Consider the following 19,599-nt stretch of genomic DNA (forward strand, 5'->3'; position numbering starts at 1 on the left):
TCGTTACCAGTATTTCCCGCCGGGCTCATGAGCTGTGCACAAGCCAGCCTGGCTCCGTGCAAGCAGACCACGACTCCCGCGGGCCGCGAAATGCGACACCGCGATCATCATCAGTCAGGGGTCTCGTTGGCAAGGAGAGACAGTTGCCGCACTGCCGCAAAAGGAGAGAAAACTCCCCGATGTTGCCAGGGAGCACCACTTTTTCCCGCCTGTTTTCAGACAAGTGGGTTCCATCGATTTTCGGAAAATCTAAAAAAAAATGAGAGCTACCGCGTTACCGCTGCCGATCACGGCCTAAAATGGAACCGCGATGGACGCGCTCGGCGCATCCAGGGACGTGCCCCAGATCGGCATCAGCATTTTGAAACCCGGTTCAGACGCCGTGACTGTAACCGCACTGCCTCCCGTAGTGGCGTTCAATGTCGGCGTGAGACCGCCTGAATACAGGAACGGGGCAACGTTCTTCTTGGCCGTATCCGATGGCAGCGGGTCGCCACTGCATGTGGGAGCTTTTTTTGCAATCACGGCATCCGTATAGCAGGTGCTGCCCGAGTCCCCGACCGTGGTGGCCCGAGCACCGGCATTCGCGAGCGCCCGCAACGACTGCGTGGTGATCGCATAACGTCCGAGATCGAAAATGGTGAACACCAGCGTGAAAAATGCCACGGCAACGAGGCAAAATTCAAACGCCGCGACTCCACGCTGGTCAAGCTTTCTCATCATTGCACCAAACGAACAATCTGGCTTTGAATCGTCACGCTTGCCGGGCATCCTGAATTGTCAAAGTTGGAGTTGCCCGACAACGTGACGCCTTTTGCTATCACCTCGACGCAGGTGTAACTTTGGGTGCTACCCTGGTATACAACGTCGGCATTCGGCGCATACGCGATGCCATTGAAGTAGCTCGAGGAATTCCCTGATATCGTCACCGATTTGTTATTGGTAGTTATTTCCGGATCATAGATGAGCAATTTACTCATCAGGTTGAGAACCGACGTCGACGCCAAAGCGGCCGGCACTTGCGTAGAAGATACGGTGGAAAGTGCCGTAATCTGGATCTGTGGATTACCGGTGACGGTCAGGGTCGCTCCGGGCAGCAGTATCAAAGTGGCTGTTCCCGTTATGGTACTGCTCTGGATCGTGAGCTTGCCACTAAAGAAATAGACGCCGTTCAGCGGATAGTTGCCATTGCCGGTGGGACCGCCGTTATTCTTGAAAGTAAAGGCGTCGTTGACGCACTTCGTGGTGGGCCCATACGCAGTCGGCGCGGGGTTGCCCGCACTTGGGCACTTACCGGTGAAGCTGGCGAGGGTCAGGGTTGACATCGGCGCGTCCAATCCGCTCAGCGGATTGGGCACCGGCGGTGCAAAGGTGATTGCTTTGCTGCATTGCCCGCCGCCGTTGTCTTTACAGTCCCCCTGTCCCGAGATTGATCCGGCTTTGCTGACGTCGAGCCCATTACCTGTGAAGTTGAGGGAGTTGGGCTGCGTACTGTTCGACGACAGGCCGCACTTTTGCGCCTGTACGGTTGTGCTCCCCTGGAAGGCGAGCGGGTCCTTGAGACTGAGGACGCACGGGTGCGCCAGGATCTTGACTTGGGCGGTGGCTGTTGCGCCTATCGTCACAGAGGACAGTCCTAGCAGGTGTGCCAAGTATGCCGGCTGTGTCTGGGAGACAGTGGCCTTAACCGCATCCGTTCCCTGAAGGGCGATCGTGACGCTCTGGGTGACGTTACTCGCAAGGGTGACACACCGTCTACCGGGGTATGCGGTACCGTCGCCGGTGTTGCAGAAGGCACTCTGTGACGCAAACTGCTTGCCGCGATAGTCCATCGATTGCGCGTCGGCAGTACACGCTGCCGGAGAAAGGGAGCAAGCCAACCACAAGCCACCCGAATAGGCTGCCGCATCGGCGGCATTCTGCGCGTGCTGCTTGGTGACGTACCACGATCCCGCCTCGGCTCCGAGTGCGACGACTCCGATCAGCGGCACCAGGGCCACAACGGTTGCGAATGCCACTGAACCACGACGGCTACGAAGCAGGTTACGCATGGGACATCCTATTGAAACCGCTCAGAGTACGACAGCGTGAAGGTGCAAGAAGGGCTGCACAGCACCGACGTCAACACCAGCGGCGCCAGGGTAACAGTGGTCTGGTAGGAATAGTATTTGGGCGACTGCGTGTTGGTTGCGGAGCAGGCGCTGCCACCGTCGCCGCAAACAAGCTTGAAATTGGAAATGGGATGCTTGGAATCAACCTTGGCGAGTGCGCTTGACGTCCAGCTTGAACTATTCGCGAGATCCGTCGGCGGCGAGTACTGAATGGATTGCCCGAAGCCGCGCAACGCCCCCCACGCCGATATGAACTGGACGCCGGCAATGGCAACGTCGGCAAGCGGCAGCAGCAAGCCGAACATCAGCAAAATCGTGACGACCGGCATTTCGAGCGCGACGGCGCCGCGCCGATCCGCCAGGAAGAAATCCTTCCGGTTCCTGAAACTGCCGCGACAAATGCGAGCCGTGCTCATGGTTCTTATTCGTCCTAAATCTGCTTGAACGCGCGAATGAGATGCAGAAACGGGCTTCCACCCAGAATGACGAACATGGCCGGAAGCAGAAACAGCACCATCGGGATCGTCAGCTTGGCGCCGAGCTTGTGCGCTCTTTCCTCCAGCTTGGTGAGACGTTCCTGCCGCAGGTCCGCGGCGATCGTGCGCAGTGCCTGGCTCAGCGGCGAGCCGTATTGCAGGCTCTGGCTGACCATGGTGCCGAAGCGGCGAAGTCCATCCGAGCTGGACGCCAGTTTCTCGAAGGCCTCGGCGCGGTTCGGCAGTATCCGGAGATCGTCGAGCAGGCCGTACAGGACCTGGGCCATGGCCGGATTGGTCTCCTTCATTTCTTCCGCCACCCGCAGCAACCCGCTCTCCAGGCCCATGCCCGATTCGCTGCAAACGACCAGCAGATCAATCGTATCAGGCGTGCCCAGGCGAATGGCAGCATTGAAGCGCCGCTTGAGAATCGACAGAACCAATCGCGGCCCCATGATTCCGATCACGACGCCGGCAAGCGTGAAAAACAGCACATCGGCGAACGGTCTCTCGGAAAGCTGCGCAAGAAGGAAGGCAGCAGCCGGCAGCACGAACATGCTGACGACCTTGACACCGATCCAGATCGGCAAGGTCCGGTAGTGATTGAAACCCGCCGCCTGCACGACCGCACGCAGATGGTCGAGATCTTCTTCGGCGTAAAATCGCTTATAGCGCGTGCCGATCGATGAAAACCAGCCGATCATATCCCTGGAGCGGGTCGAGCGATCGGGGATGCCCAGCACGGCATTCGACACCCGCACGTTCAATGCGCGAACGTGTATTTCGCGGATGATCAACAGGAAGGTCGCAGTCGCGGCCGCGATGGCGAGCGCGACCAGTCCGAAACCCGCGGTCATAGTGCTGTCTCCCTTCGGATCAACCAGCGGATCACGAAGTGCCCGGTGACCACCGAGCCGATCGCGTAAGCCAGCAGCTTTTGTCCGACCGGATCATGAAACAGCATATCGATCGATTGCGGATTCAGCAGGTACAGCAACCCGCCTATGACGACGGGCGCAAGCGACAACGCGCGCGAGGAAAAGATCACCTCTCCCGCCAGAGCCTTGGCGCGTGCGGCCAGCGCAACGCGCTGTCTCACGGTCTCTCCCAGGGTCTGCAGGGTCTCGGCCAGACTGCCGCCCGACTTCAACTGGACGGCAAGCGTCACCGAAAACATCGCGTATTCCGGCACCCGCGTTCGCCGGTAGATGGCTTCCACGGCTTCCTCCGGAGGCCTTCCCATACTGATCTCGCTGCAGACGATCGCAAATTGCCCGGCGGTCGGTTGCGGCATCTCGCGCGCAATTGTGCGAAACGCCTCGTTCACGGGAAGGCCGGCTCGAACGGTGCTGGTCACCAGCTGGACCGTATCGGGGAGCTGCCGAAAGAGCTGATCGGCGAAACGATGCTGCTGCCATCCAAACAGCCCTCGCATCACCAGCATCGCCACGAATGCGGCCGCAATGGAGACGTAGAGGACGGGAAAGCCCAGCATGCCGTTGGCATAGAAGATGCCCGTTGCCGCGAAGGCAGCGGCAAGCAGCACATAGACCGGGCGCAGGGCGTAGGGGATCCCGGGCCTGTAATTGGCCAGGCGGTACAGAGACAGCGAGCGGGATCTGGTCACGGCGCGACGCACGGAGGGCAGGCTGGCCTCGGATGAGGGGCGCAGAGCGGTCGTCATCTGACGATCCATGCGCCTTTCTCGCGAGTCCAGCCACAACGACACGGCGATTGCGCACAACAGGAGGGCCAGAACGCCGACGATGACGGACTGCGGTATCATATCTGCCTCATGGCCTCGGCCCAGGCTTTCTCAAGCCCGAAATAGACGAGACGGCTCTTGAACTTCGGGACCGCGTGGGCGGACTTGTAGCTGCCTATTATCCGGCCGTGAGCATCCTCCTCCTTGTACTCGAAGACGGCGATGTCGTTGGTGGTGATCACGTCCCCTTCCAGGCCCATCACCTCGCTGACCTGGACGATGCGACGCTGTCCATCCCGCATGCGCTCGACCTGCACGATGAGATCCAGCGCGGCGACGATCTGCGACCGGATCGCCCGCGACGGCAGATTGACCTGCCCCATCTGCACCATGTTCTCGATACGGGTCAGGGCGTCGCGGGTGCTGTTGGCATGCACCGTGGAGATCGATCCGTCATGGCCGGTGTTCATCGCCTGCAGCATGTCGAAGGCTTCGGCTCCGCGCACCTCGCCGACCACGATCCGGTCGGGGCGCATGCGCAGGGCATTCCACAACAGGTCGCGCTGCGTCACCTGTCCGGTCCCTTCGAGGCTGGGGGGCCGGGTCTCCAGGCTGATCACGTGCGGCTGCTGCAGCTGCAGCTCCGCAGCATCCTCGATGGTGACGACGCGTTCGCTGTGATCGATGAACTGGCTCATGGCGTTCAGCAGCGTCGTCTTGCCGGAGCCGGTGCCGCCGGAGACCAGGACATTGAGCCGGGACCTCCCGGCGATCTCCAGCAATTGTCCGATGGCGGGGGTCATCGAGCCGTTCTCGATCATTCCGGCCATGCCCAGGCGGCGACTTGGAAACTTGCGGATGGAAATGCAGGGGCTGTGGATCGCGAGCGGAGGGAAAATGATATTGACCCGGCTGCCGTCCGGCAGGCGGCAATCCACCATCGGGCTGGATTCGTCGACGCGCCGGCCGACCTGGGCGGCGATCTTCTGCGCCACCGATGCGATATGATCGTTGTCGCGGAACCGTACCGCGATCCGCTCGAGCTTGCCGCTTCGCTCGACATAGACGTTGGCCGGGCCGTTGACCATGATGTCGCTGATCGACTGGTCCAGCAGAAGCGGCCGAAGCGGGCCATAGCCCGTCATGTCGTCCGCAATTTCCTCCGCGAGCCGAAGCTGCTCGCGACCCGAGAGCTCGAGCCTGTCGCGGTTGGCGATCCCGTGGATGATCTCCTCGATCTGCTGCCGGAGAACATCGCGCGGAACAACAGCGGCTGCCGATGGATCGATCTGCTCGATGACACTTTCGCGCAGCGAAGCCGGCATCACGAGATGGGGTATCGAGGGCTCGTCGCGCCTTGGCGCGGGGCGTGGCATCGAGGATGGCATCGACGCAGGCAAGCTTGCAGCCGACGCAGACACGCCTGCCGCCGGTGTGGGCGGGCCCGGTATCAATGAAGGTGAATCCGGCGTCGATCCAGGCGAGCGAGCCGGCGTGTCGTCTTCGCGCCTGCCAAATTTCTTGTTCATAGCCTGAGCAGCCTCCTCAACCGTCCCTTCCGCTCGGCGCCGACGCCGGTGATCTCCCGGACGATCGGGGCGAGGTGACGTCGCAATCCCTTGACGTGCCTGAGAGCCGGGATGCCGAGATTGACTGCCTGGGTCATGCCCTTCCCGAGATCGGGAATCACCATGTCCGGTTCCGAGCCGAGGGCCTTGACAATGGTTGCCCTGGGAAGGCCGCCGGCACGATTGGCACGGTTGAGCAGCGTGAAGACCCGATCCTTGCCGGCGATGTTGTTGACGGCGGAACGCAGTGCATGGGTATTGCGAAGTCCGGTCACCTCGGCTTCCAGCAGCACCAGCACGTGACGCGACAGATTGATCACCGGATGCATGGAGGGCGGAAACGGGACAGGCATATCGACCACGACGTAGTTGAAGCGCTGGCGCAGCAGACCCAGCACATGCCGCACCCCCTCTTCCGTGATGTCGAGTTGCGCATCCAGCTCCTCGTCGGCGGAAATCAGGAAAACCCGCTCATTGACCTCGATCGCCGCGCGCTCGAGGAACAATGTGTCCGCGCGCATCGGGTTTTCGAGGGCAATCCGCAGCCCAGGCCCGGGCCGCACACCCAGCATGACCGCGGTTTCGCCGCCCTGCAGATGAAGGTCGAGCAGCGCAACCTTGGCCTTGGTGGTTTCCGCCACCTGCAGCGCGAGATTGATGGCAATGCTCGTCGCGCCGGCGCCGCCCTGCGCGCCGCAAATCGAGATCACGTGGCCGCCACGGTCGGTGTTGGCATGCGCGGCCTCGCCAAGCAGCTTCGGCCGCAACTGGTCGAGCACCATGTCCCGCGTCAGCGGTGTGGGCAGGTACTCGGTCAGGCCGAGCTCCATCAGCTGGCGATAGAAGGTGATCTCCCTGTTCTCGCCGATCAGCGCCACCCGGACATCGGGAGGGCAGACCCCGGCCAGCGTCTCCAGTTCGGCAAAGGGATCGTCGATCCCGCTGATATCCGTCACCAGCGCGAACAGGTCGGTGTCGGTTTCGAGCATCCGTATCGCATTGCGGATCGTGCCGTGCCTGATCAAGACATTGCTGCCTTCGAGGCCCTTGGCGAGCGCCGCAGCACTGATCTCGTCATTGACGAAACAGACGATGCGATTGCGCGAGACGACGGATGTCGTTTCTTCGGGCGGAGTGACCACGGCGACGTTCATCAATGTTTCTCCGGCAGCTTGTAACCCATCGCCGTCGTCGTCTCGCGCGCGGATTCCGACGACGGACCATCGCAGCTCACGGCGACATCGCTGTCGTCCACGTCCTGCCTCCTGACCGTATATTGCTTGACCTCGCCGCCCGAATGAACGACGACCGCCGTTCGTTGGCTGGCAAGCGCATTCTGGCGAGCCAGTTCGGGCGACACATCGCAGCTCGACATGACGCCGGCGTCGCCCTTGTCCCACTCGTCAACCGCCGCGCGGACGGCGAGGAAGAGCGTTCCGAGCTGCTTTGCGACCGTGATCTTCTTGACCTGCTCCTGGGCCAGTTCCAGCGAGACGGTCTGCGCCATCTTGCCGAGCGCGGCGCCGACGGGTCGCCCGCCCTGCACGATCTCCTGGTCGATGGCGATGACGCGCACGTTGCGCAGGATGGTTTCGCTCAGGGCGCGCCGGGCGGGATCCGCCTTCTCGAACACCTGGGTCAGGACGACATCGACATGATCGCCCGGCCTGATCAGGCCCGAGACGCCGGATTCCTCGTCAACCTTGATGCTGATGGCGCGGCTGTCCGGCGCCAGCACGCTGGCGAGGAAACCCCGATCCCGCGGGCGCAGGATGTCCTGCAACGTAACCGGACTGCCGGCTTCGACGAACCTGCGAACCAGCGAACCGGGAAGCCCGATCTTGGTATCGGGCGTTTCGAGGATGGCACCTGCCGGAACACGCTCCGGCGGGGCCGAGCGAATGGTGAAATCCTCGTCGCGGGCCAGGGTCCCTCTGGGCAACGCACGTGCCGCCACGAAATACCCGACGGTCGCAGGCGCCGCCGGGCCCTTCTCGGCGATCTCCACCGGGAGCTGCCTCGGCAGGTTCATGTTGTAGGCGATGAGCCCGAGCGCCGTCGTTGCAAGCAATAACACCAGAATGATCGAAAGGCGCAAACCAGACGACATGTCAAAATCCTCGACTGAAAATGGTCCAGATACCACCGCACGCTATGGCGACGCCGTAAGGCAGCGGGGCCTGTCGCAAGTGACGCCAACGCTCGACCGCGTAGACGCGGCGCACCAGCGACGATCCGGCGGGCGCCAACCGGGGATAAGGCAGGTTGCGCATCATCAGATGCACCATGGCAAGACCGCCGCCGGCCAGAGCGGTGACGGTCATCAACTGGACGAGGCCCGTCAGTGGAAGACCGACCGCCAGGGCCACCAGCAACTTGACGTCGCCGCCGCCCATCCATCGCCGCGTGTAGACGACCAGCAGGAGCAAAAACAGGATCCCCGCCGACAGCAGCGACTGGGCAATCTGCATCGGGCTCGCCAATTGACCGGCGATGCCGAGCAGCGCCAGCGCCAGGCAAATTTCATTTCTGATCAATCGTGTCGCCACATCGAGCGTTGCGACATAAAGCAACAACAGGATTTCCAGAATCGAGGCGATGGAAACAATCCAATTCATAAAACGCGGCCTCAAACTCATTAAATGCGGTCGTAAAGGCGGTCGTCAAAAAAGTGGTCGCAACGTAAATGCTGCCTTGATGCGGCATTGGCCGAACCGCCCGCATCAACCTCCGACAGCCGGTAGTTGACACGAGGCCGATCACGTTCACCGCGGACGTCGGTGGGTCCCTGCTGCGACCGGCAGAGCACCGGTGCTCAAATCAACCCGATCGCGGCGACGACAGAAAACCGTGGTGTCGCGTTTTCGGCGCCCTTCCGAGCTTGCGCAAGCAACTCTGCTGCGTTGGCGATCTGAGCCGGCCGTTCTGGCCCAATTATATGATTTTCAGAAAACGAACCTGTCAGATATCCAGCGCATCAAATGAATGCGGAAGAAAGTGGGAGGGGGCGCGGTTCGGCGCCCCCCCGCCAGCGTCAGACGGTGATGGCGCTGATAGCGGCGGTGATCTTGCCGATCGCGCCGGACAGGGCCGTGAAGATCGTGCCGGTCGCGCCGGGACCGAACGCAGCAACCACGGCACCGACGATGCAGGCGGCGACGATCACGTATTCGAACGACACCACGCCGCGCTTGTCGGCGCGGAGCTGCTTCAGGGCTTCCGAGGTCTTGATGTAATGCTTCAACATGGGACAATCCTTTTACTGAGATAAAACTTGGAAAACCGCCGGCAAAGACAGACCCCCTGCCAACAAAAAAATTGTAGTATGTCTCTAAATGGTTGTCACCCGCTAATCGTTTTTTAACCTTACTTTGGCAGGCCACAACGCCCGGATGAGTCGGAATAGTTAAGGTTCCGCGACCGCAGCCTGACAAGCAGGCAAAAGCTGCCTGTAAACCAGCCGAACGGGTCAGCAGTTCATCAAGCGCGCAGCGGGGAACGGCGGGATTAAATTCAGGCCCCGTGGGAATACGGGCAATTAAATTCTGATAAATCCAGAATTTATGCCAGCGTGGCCATGAAAGCGCGCGGCAGCTTGTTCGGCGGGTTGCCGGTGCCGCACGCCTTAAATCCTGTTTAATGCGTCAGCTCGAACTTCCGCATCTCGGTCATTCGGGCCAGGCAGTAGTCGCGGTACAGGTCGTTGAAAATTGCCCACATGTCGCATCCCCATCATCTGGAACAGCGGTGATGCTGGCCCGCCGAGGTTTCGGCCTCACGTCGGCAGATCCGGAAAATGGTTTCAGGACGGCTTCGCCGGCGGGTTTACGTCAGCATGACTGCCGTTTACGGCCGGCCTGAGTTATTTATGGCCGACCCGAGAGATCGGCGAGATCGTCACCCCTCGTAAAGTTCGGGCGCGCGATCGCCTCGATTAAAGCTTCAATGTCCAGGCGCTTTTCCGGATGTCCGAAGCGCGGGCCGGCTGTCCGCGGCGGCAACCGCATTGCCGTGTGCCTGGCGCCCTGCTTTGCGATTGTATTTGCACGCGCATCCAATTAGCGTGCTGACATTGCACGTTCATCCTGAATTCCTTTGATCAGCGGGATAGAGCATATGCGCATTTTTCTTTTCGGCGCGATCAGTGCCGCGATCTTCGCCGGCACCATCGGCATGGCGAACGCTCAATCCGCGCCGCGGGAGGTGATCGGGGCGGACACCATCGAGATGCGCAACGGGCAGACGCGGACCTTTACGTTCGAGCAGCCCGTGACCAGGTTCTCCGTGTCGGCCGAAGGCATTGCGGAGATCAGGCCGGAGACCGACCGCACCTTCACCATCCGGGCGCTCAGCGCCGGCCAGGTCCTGATGACCGCCTATGCACAGGACGGTCATGTGGTCCACCGCTCCTACATCGCCGTCGCGGACGCCGGTCGCCTGGTGAGGGTCTATGGCTTCGACATGAAGTTGACGAAGGACTATGTCGGCTTCTACTGCACCGATGTCGGTTGCGGTCGCGCCGATCCGGACATCGGGCCGAAGCCTTACTCGACGGTGATATCGGAGACGCAAGGCAAGGGCGATGGCAACAGCGCCACCACGACGCGGGAGGTTCGCTGAAGCAAGCTGGACGCGCCCGGAATGCTAGTCGTCCTGGTCCTGGTGGCAGATCAGACGGCGGGGATGCTCCACCCCGACCTCGGACACGAGGTAGGACGGCGCGCGGGGTTGCCGGAAGACGCGCTCCGCCAGATCGCCATGGCAGCTCTTGATCTTGGTGACGTAGTCGCACCACTCGCCGGCTCGCGGCGGCCGCAGCGCGGGGTCCTGATCGGGGCACGGCCTTTCGTCCACCATGTAGGCGGATTCCGCGCGGGCGGCGCCGGCGGCAGAGCAAAGGAAAACAAGACTAACCGCCAGACAGAATCGCATTGCCGCCCCCATGGCTAAAGGCCCAGCATTTCTCAACCTCCCGGAGAGCGCAAGGGCCGGCGGTCATTCCCACCGGGTGCGGATCGCGCTCTAGGACGCGCCGAGCTTCGTCCAGATTGCATAGACCGCCACGAAGACCGACAGCGCCCCCAGAAGCCAGGCCGTCCCGCCCGTCTGGCGGTCTGCAAATTCAACGTTGGGGTCGCTCTCGCGGCCGAACGGGACCTCCGGTGCGGGCTTTCGTGGGCGCCGAACGCGTCCGACGGCGCGCCTCAGCAGGCGACGAACGAGCGTTTCCCTGTCGGCTATGCCGCCGCTGTCGAAATCGGCCGGCATCGCTATTCGCTGGTCTCGGCCGGCCTGCGGCGAGGCCTTCGCGGCATCACGGCCATGAGCCGCGCCAGCCGGCTCACTCGCCGCACGCTCTCGGCAAAGCGGGCGGCGGGCCTGCGGTGCCTAATGTTGAATACGAGCTTTCGAAGCCGACTAAGCACGATGTCCCCCGCAATCATGTCGGCCGCATGAGGCCGCTCCAACAGGCAAAACGTGAACACAATTGGCGACGCGTGTCCTGGCAATCCAGCAACTAGCGCGGCAAGCGTGACGATCTGAGATAGCGCGTCAGGACAGGCGCGGCGTGCGCATTGGCGAGAACCCTGACGCTGACGGCCTGCCGCTTGCCGGAGCGCTGATCGGGCGCCATGTTGTAGCTCACCCGGGCACCGGCCTCGGGAACGAGGCCGGGGGAACATGACTTGAGATGAAAGAAGATGTCGGTGCCGCCGCAATCCGGCCTGATGAAGCCGAATGCCCTGTCGCCGTGATATGTCTTGATCGTACCTTCCAGCATCTTGCAACCTTTCAGTTCAATAGACGCGTGGCTCCGGGAATTGCTGCGGACGGACTATCCGGATTTCCTCATGCGCTCGATCCTCGTGTCAGCCGACGCCGGGAAACCGGACGCGACATTTGAGCCCGGCAGGAATCGCGTAGTTCGGATTCGGCAGCTCGAGACGAACGCCGATCGTTCCGCTCGCCGCGTCGAACACCTGATCGACGACCGTCACGCGTGCGGCGTACCGGCCTCCTACCGGCTCCTCGGGATAAACCTCCGCCGACGCACCCACACGAATCTTTCCGAATTGGCTGAGCGGAACATAGACCTCAACCAACAGCGGATCGATTTGCGAAACCGTCAGGAGATGGGCCTGGTCGAACGCATACTCGCCCGGGCCGAGTTTGCGTTCGACCACCACGCCGTCGATGGGGCTCCGGATGGTTCGCAGCTTCAGGACTTCGTTGGCGCGAGCCACCTCCAGCCCCGCAAGGGCAAGATTGACCTTCGCTTCCTCGACATCCTGCTCGGCCACCCGCGCACTCGTCTCCGCCTCATCGGCGACCGCGGCCGAGACCGAGTCGTTCTTGCGCAACAACTTGGATCGCTCGTCCTTCCGCCGCTGAAACTCGAGTTTGGCCATGCTTGAGCGAACCGTTGCCTCGTTTTCGGCACGGGTCTTCGCCAGCGACACCGCCGCCTGCTCGACCCCCGACTCAAGCCGCGCGACAACCTCGCCCCTCTTTATGATGTCGCCACGGTCGACCAGCATCTCGCTCAACAGGCCCGGCACCGACGTTCCGAGCTTGAGGACCATTTTCGGCTGAATCAGGCAATCGAATTGCCCCTCCGGCTTTCTCTCCTGCGCATTGGCGCACCCTGCTCCCGCGGCGACCGAGACGGCCAGAATGGCGAGCACCCAGCGCCAGACACCCGATACGTCCGGACGCCCCGCGTCGTCGCTGTCTCGAGCTTGTTTCATTCTCCCCTCCCCGAAAACGCAAGCACCCGGTCGAGCCGGCGATCCAGCTTTACATTCTGGACGCGCACGTAGCCATGTCGTCGCTCCGCCTGGAATTGAGCCAGCCAGCGCAACGACTGGTAGATTCGCAGCGGAACAGGCATGCCGCTGCCGACGAGACGTGCGATCATGCGCGTCATCGATCCTGCATGGATCATGAACACGTCGTCCTGAAGTGAAACGATGGCCTCGCAGCTGCCGGGATCGCCCTGCCGTGCGCAGCGGCCGAACAGCTGGCGATCGACCCTCCGAGAATCGTGGTACTCGGTCAGGATTACGTGCAGGCCGCCTCGCGCGGCAACGCCTGGGTCAAGCCGGATATCGGTGCCGCGTCCCGCCATGTTCGTCGCGACCGTCACTCGCGCGGGCTCGCCGGCCTTCGCGACCACCTCCGCCTCATCCTGGTCCTGCTTCGCATTCAAAAGCGCGTGCGTGATGCCACGTGCATTCAAGGCGGCGCTGATCTCTTCGGACGCCCCTACCGAGCGCGTGCCGATCAACACCGCCCTGCCCTCGGCCACAGCCAGCCGCTCCACCCTGTCGGCAATCATCCGCAGCTTTTCAGCCGGAGTTGTGCATACCAGTGGACGGGCAACGCGGCGTTGCGAGGGCCGGTTCAGCGGGATGCGAACGACGTCAAGTCCGTACACGGACTTGATCTCCCGCGCGACCTCACGGGCGGTACCCGTCATTCCCGAAAGGCGAATGTAGCGACGAAACAGGCGTTGATAGGTGATGCGGGCGAGCGTCTCGCGTCGCTCTGTCAACTCGCAATCTTCCTTGATCTCGATGAGCTGATGCAGGCCGCGCTCCCAGGAGCGGTCGGGCATCACGCGTCCCGTCGACTCGTCCACGATCTGCACCTTGCCGTCGATGACGACATAGTGCTGATCGCGGTTGAACAGCAGCATCGCGGAGAGGGCCTGGGTCAAGAGCTCCTCGCGAGCACGATGCGAACTCCAGACGCCTTGCAGCCCCTCGGCGAGTCTGCCAATCTCCCGGCGACCTTCTTTGGTCAACGCCAGACTTCGCTCTGCGAGATCGATCTCATAGTGCTCTCCTGCAACAAGGCAGCTCGCGAACTGAAGGGCCTGATCGCATTGCAATCTTTCCTCGGCTGCCCCCGTCGACGACGACAGGATCAGCGGCGTGCGCGCTTCATCGATGAAAATGCTATCGGCTTCATCGACGATGCCGAAATAGAGCCCGCGCAGCACGAGATCCTCGTCACGCTGCAGGCTGCCGCGCAACCGTTCGAGCGAGAGGTGCAGACTGCTGCTTCGGTGCGCCAAAGCCACACGGTCGCGCAAGTAGTCGAATGCAAGCTCCTTGTTGGTGCAATATGTGACCGAGCACGCATAGGCTCGACGCCGCTCGGCTTTCGGCATGCCCTGCACCACCGCCCCGACACTCAGGCCCAGGAACTCATAAAGCGTCCTCATCTCGGCCGCGTCACGTTCGGCAAGATAGTCGTTGACGGTAATCAGATGAACGGGATAGCCGGCAAGCGCTACGGTGGCCGCAGGCAGCGTCGCGGCAATGGTCTTGCCTTCCCCGGTGGCCATCTCCACCAATCTGCCCTTCAGCAGCCCGAATCCCGCAATCAGCTGGACGTCATAGTGCCGCTGACCGATGGTCCGCGACCCCGCCTCCCGCACCAGCGCAAAGCATCGGCCGACGAGCGGCGGCGTAAAGCCCGAGTTTCGCAGTTTCGCACGGATAATGGGCACCTGCAGACGCAATTCTTCGTCGCTCATGATCCGCAGAGCGCTCTCATGTGCGGCGGCGTGCTCGACGATAGGCGTCAAGGCCCGAACGGGATCCCGCAGCCCTCTGAACGCGCGTTGGATCAGATCCTTCGCCAGGTATTCGGCCACCCGATCGTGCACTGCCGGCTCGCGATCCGCGCGCTCCGGATAGGGACGGCCAACCGCCAGTTCGCGATGATCTAGTTCCATAACGCTTTTAGACATGGAAGTTCGTCAACAATAGCAGTCTGACGCTGCGATACCATTGGACCGCAAGTGGCTCCATCCGATGCTCGAACCGAACGAAGACGTGCTGGCCGAAATGATCCACCGCCTCCAGGCCTGGGAGCTCGATGTCGAATTGAAAGGTCCGCTGCAGCGTCTTGGGTCCCTTCGCATCGCGCGGATCAACCGCGAAATCTCCACCACCCTCCACGCCAAGCGCCGCGCTGGGCAAGTATTCGCCACCAGCAGGCACCGCCCGCAATACACGTCCCTCCAAAATCAGGCGCGGCTGGTCCACCGGACGAACCTGGATGCGATCGGTCGTAAGGCGCACCCTATCAACCGCCTCCTGCGGCACGACAACACGCGCCAGCGGCGTCGCGTTTCCAACAACGTAACCCAGGAGCTCGCCCCGACGGTAATAGCGCCCGGGCATGTCGACCATTTGAGGCACCACGAACACGCCATCGCTGCGGGCACGAGCGATGAGGTCGGAAGCGCGCTCCCGAGCCAGCTTCAGATTGGCGCGCTCGAGCTGAAGTCTATCGCGAACAAGCTGCGCCTTGGCGCGATCCGATACAAATTGCGCAGCATACTCGGCCTGCAGCTCCTCCACTTTGGCCTCGTTCCTGCGCAATTGCGCAACGAGCGTCGGCTCGCGGCTCTCAATAAGCGGATCTCCCTGCGCGACTTGCGTTCCCGGCGTAACCAGAAGTTCATGGACGAAGCCATTCGAAGCGGCACGTACCATTGCTTCTTCAGGCAGCCATAGCACTCCTTCCACGTTGGAATGGTAGGGCATCGGCACGGCGAGCAGCAAGACAGCCGAGCCGAGCACGAGACCTGCCGCGATCGCGATAGAACGGGCGCGATGCTTGTGCAGGCGGGGATTTTCGACGAGATGCCGCACCGCCTTGACGACCGGCAGAATCGCCATCGCCCCCACCGCCCAGACGGCGAGAATAACGCCAATGAAGAAGAACTGTCCCGCGATGAACAACGCGATCATGATCGTTACCATGATGCGGTAGACGGTCGAAGCAAAACCGTAGAAGAAGAACCACGCCCGCTCCATGCCCGAAGCCTCAGGACGCTCCAGATCGGAGACGCCGAGCAGGTATCGCTCGATCAGATAACCCCAGTAGCGCGTCGACCGCGCCGCCAGATTTGGAATTTCGATGAGATCCACAAGGATGTAATAGGCGTCGTAGCGAAGCAGCGGATTGCCGTTGAACAGAAGCGTAGACACGCTCGCGATCAACATGACATTGAACAGGATCGCTCGCACCAAACCCGGCTCGACCAGAAGCCACATATAAAACGCGATCGCCGCGACAAAGAGTTCGACGCCCATCCCGGCGGCACCGACAAGAGCGCGTCGGTACTTGGACCTGAAAACCGTGGCGGCCGACGCATCGACGTAGGGAACCGGCAGCAAGACCAGCAGGATGATGCCGAGATCGTGGACCTCTCCACCTCCGGCTTTGGTGGCGGAGGCATGTCCGAGCTCGTGCAACGCCTTGATCGCCGGAAAGACCAGATAGATAATGAACAAATTGTCGATCGCCAATACGCGGTCGCTGAAATTGTGGCTGAGCTCCGGCCAATGCGGCCAGACCAGGATGAAGGCGGGAAGTACGATTGCGAGCCAGGCGATGGCCCCCCAGCCGCTCCAGACAAACCGTACAAGACCCGCCCACCGATTGAGCATCCGATCCGGATCGAACAGCGGGATGCGGATCGCCATCGGATTGCCATAAGAACGCAAATGGCGCGCCTTTTGCTCGCGCTCGCTGCGCGCAAAAAGCTCGGCGACGTCCGGGGTAACATCGCTCTCCAGCAGGTCAGCGGCATGCAGTTGACCGAGCAGTTGGATTAGCTCGTCCTGGCTGGGCGCCTCTTCACCCAGGTGCCTGTTCGCGAGTTCCCACAACTGTTCGACGGAATGTGCTCCGTCCATCAGCGAGACAATCAGCCGAGCCGAAGGGCTGAAGCGATGCACCCGCGACGAAGCGGGGTCCTGCAAGAGGTACCAGACCTCGCCACGATAGATGTGCCGATGCAATCGCGCGTGCGAGCGCAACTTTGGCTTTCGCGCTGCGACACGATACCACCAACTGCTGAGCAACGGCGCGTTCACCACAACCTCGCAATCAGAACAGCCATCTCCAGATCGACAGGCGGACCCAGTCCACGAAATTGTGCGTCCAGATCCAGATCAGCTTGCGTTCGCCGACATCGATCTTTCCAACGCCTTCCATACCTGGTCGCACGCGTTCGGATGCATTTTGGAGCCGCGCCTCCACCCGGAAGTAGTTGCGGCCCTCCTGGGCTGTCGACACCGGCGTCATTTGCTCGACCGAGAAGTCCATCCGCCGGTGCGGGATACCCGACAAGGTGAGTTCGCCCTGTTGACCAAGCTTCACGTAGGAAATGTCTCGCTCCTCGACCTGCAGGATAACGCGATAGCTGTCCAACGGCGCGACTGTGAAGAGCATCTTGCCCAATTCTACCGGCGTCCCGAGGAGTTGTTGCAGGTCGCCCGCGACGACGACGCCGTCGAAGGGAGCAAGCAGCGTGGCGCGAGAAAGCTTGTCAGTGACCAGCGACAGCATGGCGTCGACCTGCTCGATCTGCGCCTTGAGGATCGTCATGGTCGCACGCTCCTGTGCAGCCAGCGCCTGCCGATACTTGCGGTCGAGCTGCTCGCGCTCGGACGACAACCGCGTCTGTTCGAGCTTGAGGTCCCGGTCATCGAGCTTGCATAATACCTGCCCGGCACGCACGGTGTCGCCTGCGCGAACGAAGCTTTGTGCGATATATCCGTCGAACGGTGCCGCGGCGATCCGCTGCACCGCTCCTTCGATCACCGTCTTTGCCGCGACACGATACGTGCCCGCCGCGACACTGAAGAACAGGATGACGCCGACCAGCACAAGCGCGATGAGCTTCGCGCCGGGATGACGCGGTCCGAACAAGAGCTCCAGGCCACGGTACGACGAGGTCGCGGCATGCCTCAGGACGCCGCGTTCCGTCTCACGCTTGAGCTTCAATATCGGACCAAGCAGCGCGCCAACCGTCTTGCACAGCTCGATGGTTTCGGTGTCGAACGGCTCGCCCGCGGCCCGTTCCAGGGTCAACACGCCGGTTGCATGACCGCCGTCTGCGAGCGGCACCGAGCAGACCGCAATATCCCTGTACTCGCGCGCGAGATCGGCATGCGCGAGTGCCGCGCTCTCCACGTCGTCGCGCGGCGGAAACACGAGCGCGACGTCCAGGTCCAGCACCTCGTCCATGGCGTTGCCGATGCGCCGACCAAGATCCATCTTGGGGTCGAAGGTTGCAGTATGCGAGATCGCCTTGACTTCGACGCTGCCCGAGCGCTCGAGTCCCACGCTCACCCGATCGCACGCCAGGCGTCCAGCAAGTTCGTTGGCGACCGCTAGCGCCGCCGCGGAGAAATGGCGCTCCTGCATGGCGGTCGCCACGATATCCATGGCAAGGCCCATTCGCGCGAGCCGTGCGTCGCGTTCCTCCAGCGCGCCTTTGCGGAACTGGTCGATCAGCCAAGCGCTCGCCCAATGCAGCAGCCGCAAAGCCCGCTGTAGTGCAGCTTCCGGGCCGGGCCCGATATCGAGCACGACGACCCCGTGCAGGGTGCCGGATACTTCTATCGGATAGCCGATAAAGGCGTGGTGCTCACGCAACGCGCCATGCCCCTCCGAGGGCAGCACGATTCCGCGGCGCTCGGTCAGAGCCCGTTCGGCGGCCGGGCTGAGATATTGCATGTCCAGACCAGGGTGAGGCCACACCGCCGCCGGAACATAGGAGCCATCCTTGTCGGGCCCCAGCAACAACAGGCCTCCGCCAACCCGCTCAACCTGCATGCAAAGGATCGCGAGCCAGCTCGCGCAGAACTCCGCACTGTCCTTGGCTGCCGAGAATTTCGCCCAGGCTATCGATTCGGCGCGCGCTGCGTCCTCGGTGAAGGAATAGATCGGGGACGCAGTGGTCATGGCTACTCATCGCTCTCGGGACTATGCCCGCGATGCCGCAATGGCGGACGGCATCGCGGCGCGGGCGACGGAGGCGCCGGTGAGGCGTTGCAATCACACGGGGACACGGCGTGACCCGTTCTCTAGGCGGATGCTCTCGCCCCATTCAGGCGATCGCCTGTTTCCGCCCCTGCGGCATCGTCAGGCCCAATCGCCGGCTCAGTCGCTCCCTTCACGACCGCGAGGCGCGACGGAAGGGCCTGGAAGTTGCGCATCGACTGGAGGTGAAGATAGAGCAGCTCGAGCTCGTCGGTCTTGGCCAGCTCGGCAAGCTTTTCACCGGGCAGAGCCTTCAGTTTCTCCCGATTCACCGCCATGAACCCCGCGAGCGAAAGCTTTTCGCCAGAGGCGAGTTCGACCTGTGCCTGCATCGGCTCGAGCAGATCGAGCTCGCGCACCTTGCGGCAGAAGGCCTGGGTGCGATTGAACTGGGTCTGATATTCCTGCAGGAAGGTCAGGATGTTCTGGACATACTGGGTCGGCTTGTTGTCGTCATCGAACAACTTTTGTCCCCGACCGTCACGGTTAAATCCCGAATAGTCCTCGTCGATGCAGAGGACGAACCTTTCACCGTCGGAGCTGGTCGAGAACACGAACGGATAACGACGCAGGAAAGCGGGGACATACTTGGCGTCCCACTTGGAATCCTGCGAAAGGAACAGGTTCTCGCTGTCGCGCACGCCGAGGATAACGGCCGGCATGACGTTGTCCTTGGTGCCGGCAAACACAATGGCATATTCGGATGAGGCAGCGGGAAACTCGACAGCCATCAACGGCACCGAATTGGTCTTGCTGCTGAAGCCATAATTTCTCGCGATCTCGACTGCGCAACCCCGGTGACGCGCGGCGGACAACGGAATAACAGTTTCATAAATCAACAATTGCGCCGTCATTACTAAGCTCCTTCCCTTGCAATTTCGGGC

General features: G+C 61.9%; 19 protein-coding genes. 1 reads left to right on the top strand and 18 read right to left on the bottom strand.

Annotation, left to right across the window (positions count from 1 at the left end; genetic code table 11):
* Positions 1–294: 294 nt before the first annotated feature.
* The 10 genes from OC450_RS28910 to OC450_RS28955 all read right to left on the bottom strand — a co-directional run bounded on the left by OC450_RS28910 (position 295) and on the right by OC450_RS28955 (position 9,107).
* Entirely contained in the window at positions 295–720 is a 426-nt protein-coding gene (locus OC450_RS28910) for a TadE/TadG family type IV pilus assembly protein (RefSeq protein WP_262049126.1), read from the bottom strand.
* On the bottom strand, positions 720–2,051 hold the full coding sequence (locus OC450_RS28915) for a pilus assembly protein TadG-related protein (protein WP_262049127.1): 1,332 nt from the start codon (positions 2,049–2,051) through the stop codon (positions 720–722). The genes OC450_RS28910 and OC450_RS28915 overlap by 1 nt, the downstream gene beginning before the upstream one ends.
* An 8-nt stretch (positions 2,052–2,059) precedes the next feature.
* Positions 2,060–2,527 (bottom strand): hypothetical protein, encoded by a 468-nt coding sequence (locus OC450_RS28920; protein ID WP_262049128.1) that lies wholly within the window; start codon positions 2,525–2,527, stop codon positions 2,060–2,062.
* A gap of 14 nt (positions 2,528–2,541) precedes the next feature.
* Positions 2,542–3,384: a type II secretion system F family protein gene (locus tag OC450_RS28925; RefSeq protein ID WP_262049129.1), complete on the bottom strand. Its 843-nt coding sequence runs from the start codon at positions 3,382–3,384 to the stop codon at positions 2,542–2,544.
* A 56-nt stretch (positions 3,385–3,440) separates the two neighbouring features.
* Positions 3,441–4,373 (bottom strand): type II secretion system F family protein, encoded by a 933-nt coding sequence (locus OC450_RS28930; protein WP_262049130.1) that lies wholly within the window; start codon positions 4,371–4,373, stop codon positions 3,441–3,443.
* Complete coding sequence (locus tag OC450_RS28935; RefSeq protein WP_262049131.1) at positions 4,370–5,668, bottom strand: CpaF family protein; 1,299 nt, start codon at positions 5,666–5,668, stop codon at positions 4,370–4,372. The genes OC450_RS28930 and OC450_RS28935 overlap by 4 nt, the downstream gene beginning before the upstream one ends.
* Positions 5,669–5,817: 149 nt before the next feature.
* Positions 5,818–6,849, bottom strand: a complete 1,032-nt coding sequence (locus OC450_RS28940; protein ID WP_262049132.1) for a CpaE family protein — start codon at positions 6,847–6,849, stop codon at positions 5,818–5,820.
* Positions 6,850–7,013: 164 nt separating this feature from the next.
* Positions 7,014–7,970 carry a Flp pilus assembly protein CpaB gene (cpaB, locus tag OC450_RS28945; RefSeq protein ID WP_262049133.1) on the bottom strand — a complete coding sequence of 319 codons (957 nt, stop codon included), beginning with the start codon at positions 7,968–7,970 and terminating at the stop codon, positions 7,014–7,016.
* 1 nt (position 7,971) lies between these two features.
* A complete protein-coding gene (locus OC450_RS28950; protein WP_262049134.1) occupies positions 7,972–8,478 on the bottom strand; it encodes a prepilin peptidase in 507 nt (168 codons plus the stop codon).
* 416 nt (positions 8,479–8,894) lie between these two features.
* Positions 8,895–9,107: a hypothetical protein gene (locus tag OC450_RS28955; RefSeq protein WP_262049135.1), complete on the bottom strand. Its 213-nt coding sequence runs from the start codon at positions 9,105–9,107 to the stop codon at positions 8,895–8,897.
* A gap of 869 nt (positions 9,108–9,976) precedes the next feature.
* On the opposite strand from OC450_RS28955, the gene OC450_RS28960 reads away from it, so the two are divergent.
* Positions 9,977–10,480, top strand: coding sequence for a pilus assembly protein N-terminal domain-containing protein (locus OC450_RS28960; protein WP_262049136.1), 504 nt, complete (start codon positions 9,977–9,979; stop codon positions 10,478–10,480).
* Positions 10,481–10,504: 24 nt separating this feature from the next.
* Here OC450_RS28960 and OC450_RS28965 read toward each other — a convergent pair whose 3' ends face one another.
* From OC450_RS28965 to OC450_RS29000, 8 genes are all read right to left on the bottom strand, one after another.
* Positions 10,505–10,717 (bottom strand): hypothetical protein, encoded by a 213-nt coding sequence (locus OC450_RS28965; protein WP_211386909.1) that lies wholly within the window; start codon positions 10,715–10,717, stop codon positions 10,505–10,507.
* A gap of 165 nt (positions 10,718–10,882) precedes the next feature.
* Complete coding sequence (locus OC450_RS28970) at positions 10,883–11,128, bottom strand: hypothetical protein (RefSeq protein ID WP_211386908.1); 246 nt, start codon at positions 11,126–11,128, stop codon at positions 10,883–10,885.
* Between the two features lie 250 nt (positions 11,129–11,378).
* A complete protein-coding gene (locus tag OC450_RS28975) occupies positions 11,379–11,642 on the bottom strand; it encodes a cold-shock protein (RefSeq protein WP_262049137.1) in 264 nt (87 codons plus the stop codon).
* 88 nt (positions 11,643–11,730) lie between these two features.
* Positions 11,731–12,609 carry an efflux RND transporter periplasmic adaptor subunit gene (locus OC450_RS28980; protein ID WP_262049138.1) on the bottom strand — a complete coding sequence of 293 codons (879 nt, stop codon included), beginning with the start codon at positions 12,607–12,609 and terminating at the stop codon, positions 11,731–11,733.
* Positions 12,606–14,621 carry a preprotein translocase subunit SecA gene (locus tag OC450_RS28985; RefSeq protein WP_211386905.1) on the bottom strand — a complete coding sequence of 672 codons (2,016 nt, stop codon included), beginning with the start codon at positions 14,619–14,621 and terminating at the stop codon, positions 12,606–12,608. The genes OC450_RS28980 and OC450_RS28985 overlap by 4 nt, the downstream gene beginning before the upstream one ends.
* Positions 14,614–16,761, bottom strand: a complete 2,148-nt coding sequence (locus tag OC450_RS28990) for a peptidase M50 (RefSeq protein ID WP_211386904.1) — start codon at positions 16,759–16,761, stop codon at positions 14,614–14,616. Before OC450_RS28990 ends, OC450_RS28985 begins: the two co-directional genes overlap by 8 nt.
* Before the next feature lie 13 nt (positions 16,762–16,774).
* Positions 16,775–18,637 (bottom strand): efflux RND transporter periplasmic adaptor subunit, encoded by a 1,863-nt coding sequence (locus tag OC450_RS28995; protein ID WP_211386903.1) that lies wholly within the window; start codon positions 18,635–18,637, stop codon positions 16,775–16,777.
* A gap of 122 nt (positions 18,638–18,759) precedes the next feature.
* Positions 18,760–19,569 (bottom strand): SapC family protein, encoded by an 810-nt coding sequence (locus tag OC450_RS29000; protein ID WP_211386902.1) that lies wholly within the window; start codon positions 19,567–19,569, stop codon positions 18,760–18,762.
* Between the last annotated feature and the right edge of the window lie 30 nt (positions 19,570–19,599).

This window comes from Bradyrhizobium sp. Bra78 (assembly GCF_024519855.1).
GTDB lineage: Bacteria > Pseudomonadota > Alphaproteobacteria > Rhizobiales > Xanthobacteraceae > Bradyrhizobium > Bradyrhizobium japonicum_G.

Coding starts and splice junctions, on each gene's coding strand:
- OC450_RS28910 (WP_262049126.1), bottom strand. CDS start 720: ATGAGAAAGCTTGACCAGCGTGGAGTCGCGGCGTTTGAATTTTGCCTC.
- OC450_RS28915 (WP_262049127.1), bottom strand. CDS start 2,051: ATGCGTAACCTGCTTCGTAGCCGTCGTGGTTCAGTGGCATTCGCAACC.
- OC450_RS28920 (WP_262049128.1), bottom strand. CDS start 2,527: ATGAGCACGGCTCGCATTTGTCGCGGCAGTTTCAGGAACCGGAAGGAT.
- OC450_RS28930 (WP_262049130.1), bottom strand. CDS start 4,373: ATGATACCGCAGTCCGTCATCGTCGGCGTTCTGGCCCTCCTGTTGTGC.
- OC450_RS28935 (WP_262049131.1), bottom strand. CDS start 5,668: ATGCCACGCCCCGCGCCAAGGCGCGACGAGCCCTCGATACCCCATCTC.
- OC450_RS28940 (WP_262049132.1), bottom strand. CDS start 6,849: ATGCTCGAAACCGACACCGACCTGTTCGCGCTGGTGACGGATATCAGC.
- cpaB (WP_262049133.1), bottom strand. CDS start 7,970: ATGTCGTCTGGTTTGCGCCTTTCGATCATTCTGGTGTTATTGCTTGCA.
- OC450_RS28950 (WP_262049134.1), bottom strand. CDS start 8,478: ATGAATTGGATTGTTTCCATCGCCTCGATTCTGGAAATCCTGTTGTTG.
- OC450_RS28955 (WP_262049135.1), bottom strand. CDS start 9,107: ATGTTGAAGCATTACATCAAGACCTCGGAAGCCCTGAAGCAGCTCCGC.
- OC450_RS28960 (WP_262049136.1), top strand. CDS start 9,977: ATGCGCATTTTTCTTTTCGGCGCGATCAGTGCCGCGATCTTCGCCGGC.
- OC450_RS28965 (WP_211386909.1), bottom strand. CDS start 10,717: ATGGTGGACGAAAGGCCGTGCCCCGATCAGGACCCCGCGCTGCGGCCG.
- OC450_RS28970 (WP_211386908.1), bottom strand. CDS start 11,128: ATGCCGGCCGATTTCGACAGCGGCGGCATAGCCGACAGGGAAACGCTC.
- OC450_RS28975 (WP_262049137.1), bottom strand. CDS start 11,642: ATGCTGGAAGGTACGATCAAGACATATCACGGCGACAGGGCATTCGGC.
- OC450_RS28980 (WP_262049138.1), bottom strand. CDS start 12,609: ATGAAACAAGCTCGAGACAGCGACGACGCGGGGCGTCCGGACGTATCG.
- OC450_RS28985 (WP_211386905.1), bottom strand. CDS start 14,621: ATGTCTAAAAGCGTTATGGAACTAGATCATCGCGAACTGGCGGTTGGC.
- OC450_RS28995 (WP_211386903.1), bottom strand. CDS start 18,637: ATGACCACTGCGTCCCCGATCTATTCCTTCACCGAGGACGCAGCGCGC.
- OC450_RS29000 (WP_211386902.1), bottom strand. CDS start 19,569: ATGACGGCGCAATTGTTGATTTATGAAACTGTTATTCCGTTGTCCGCC.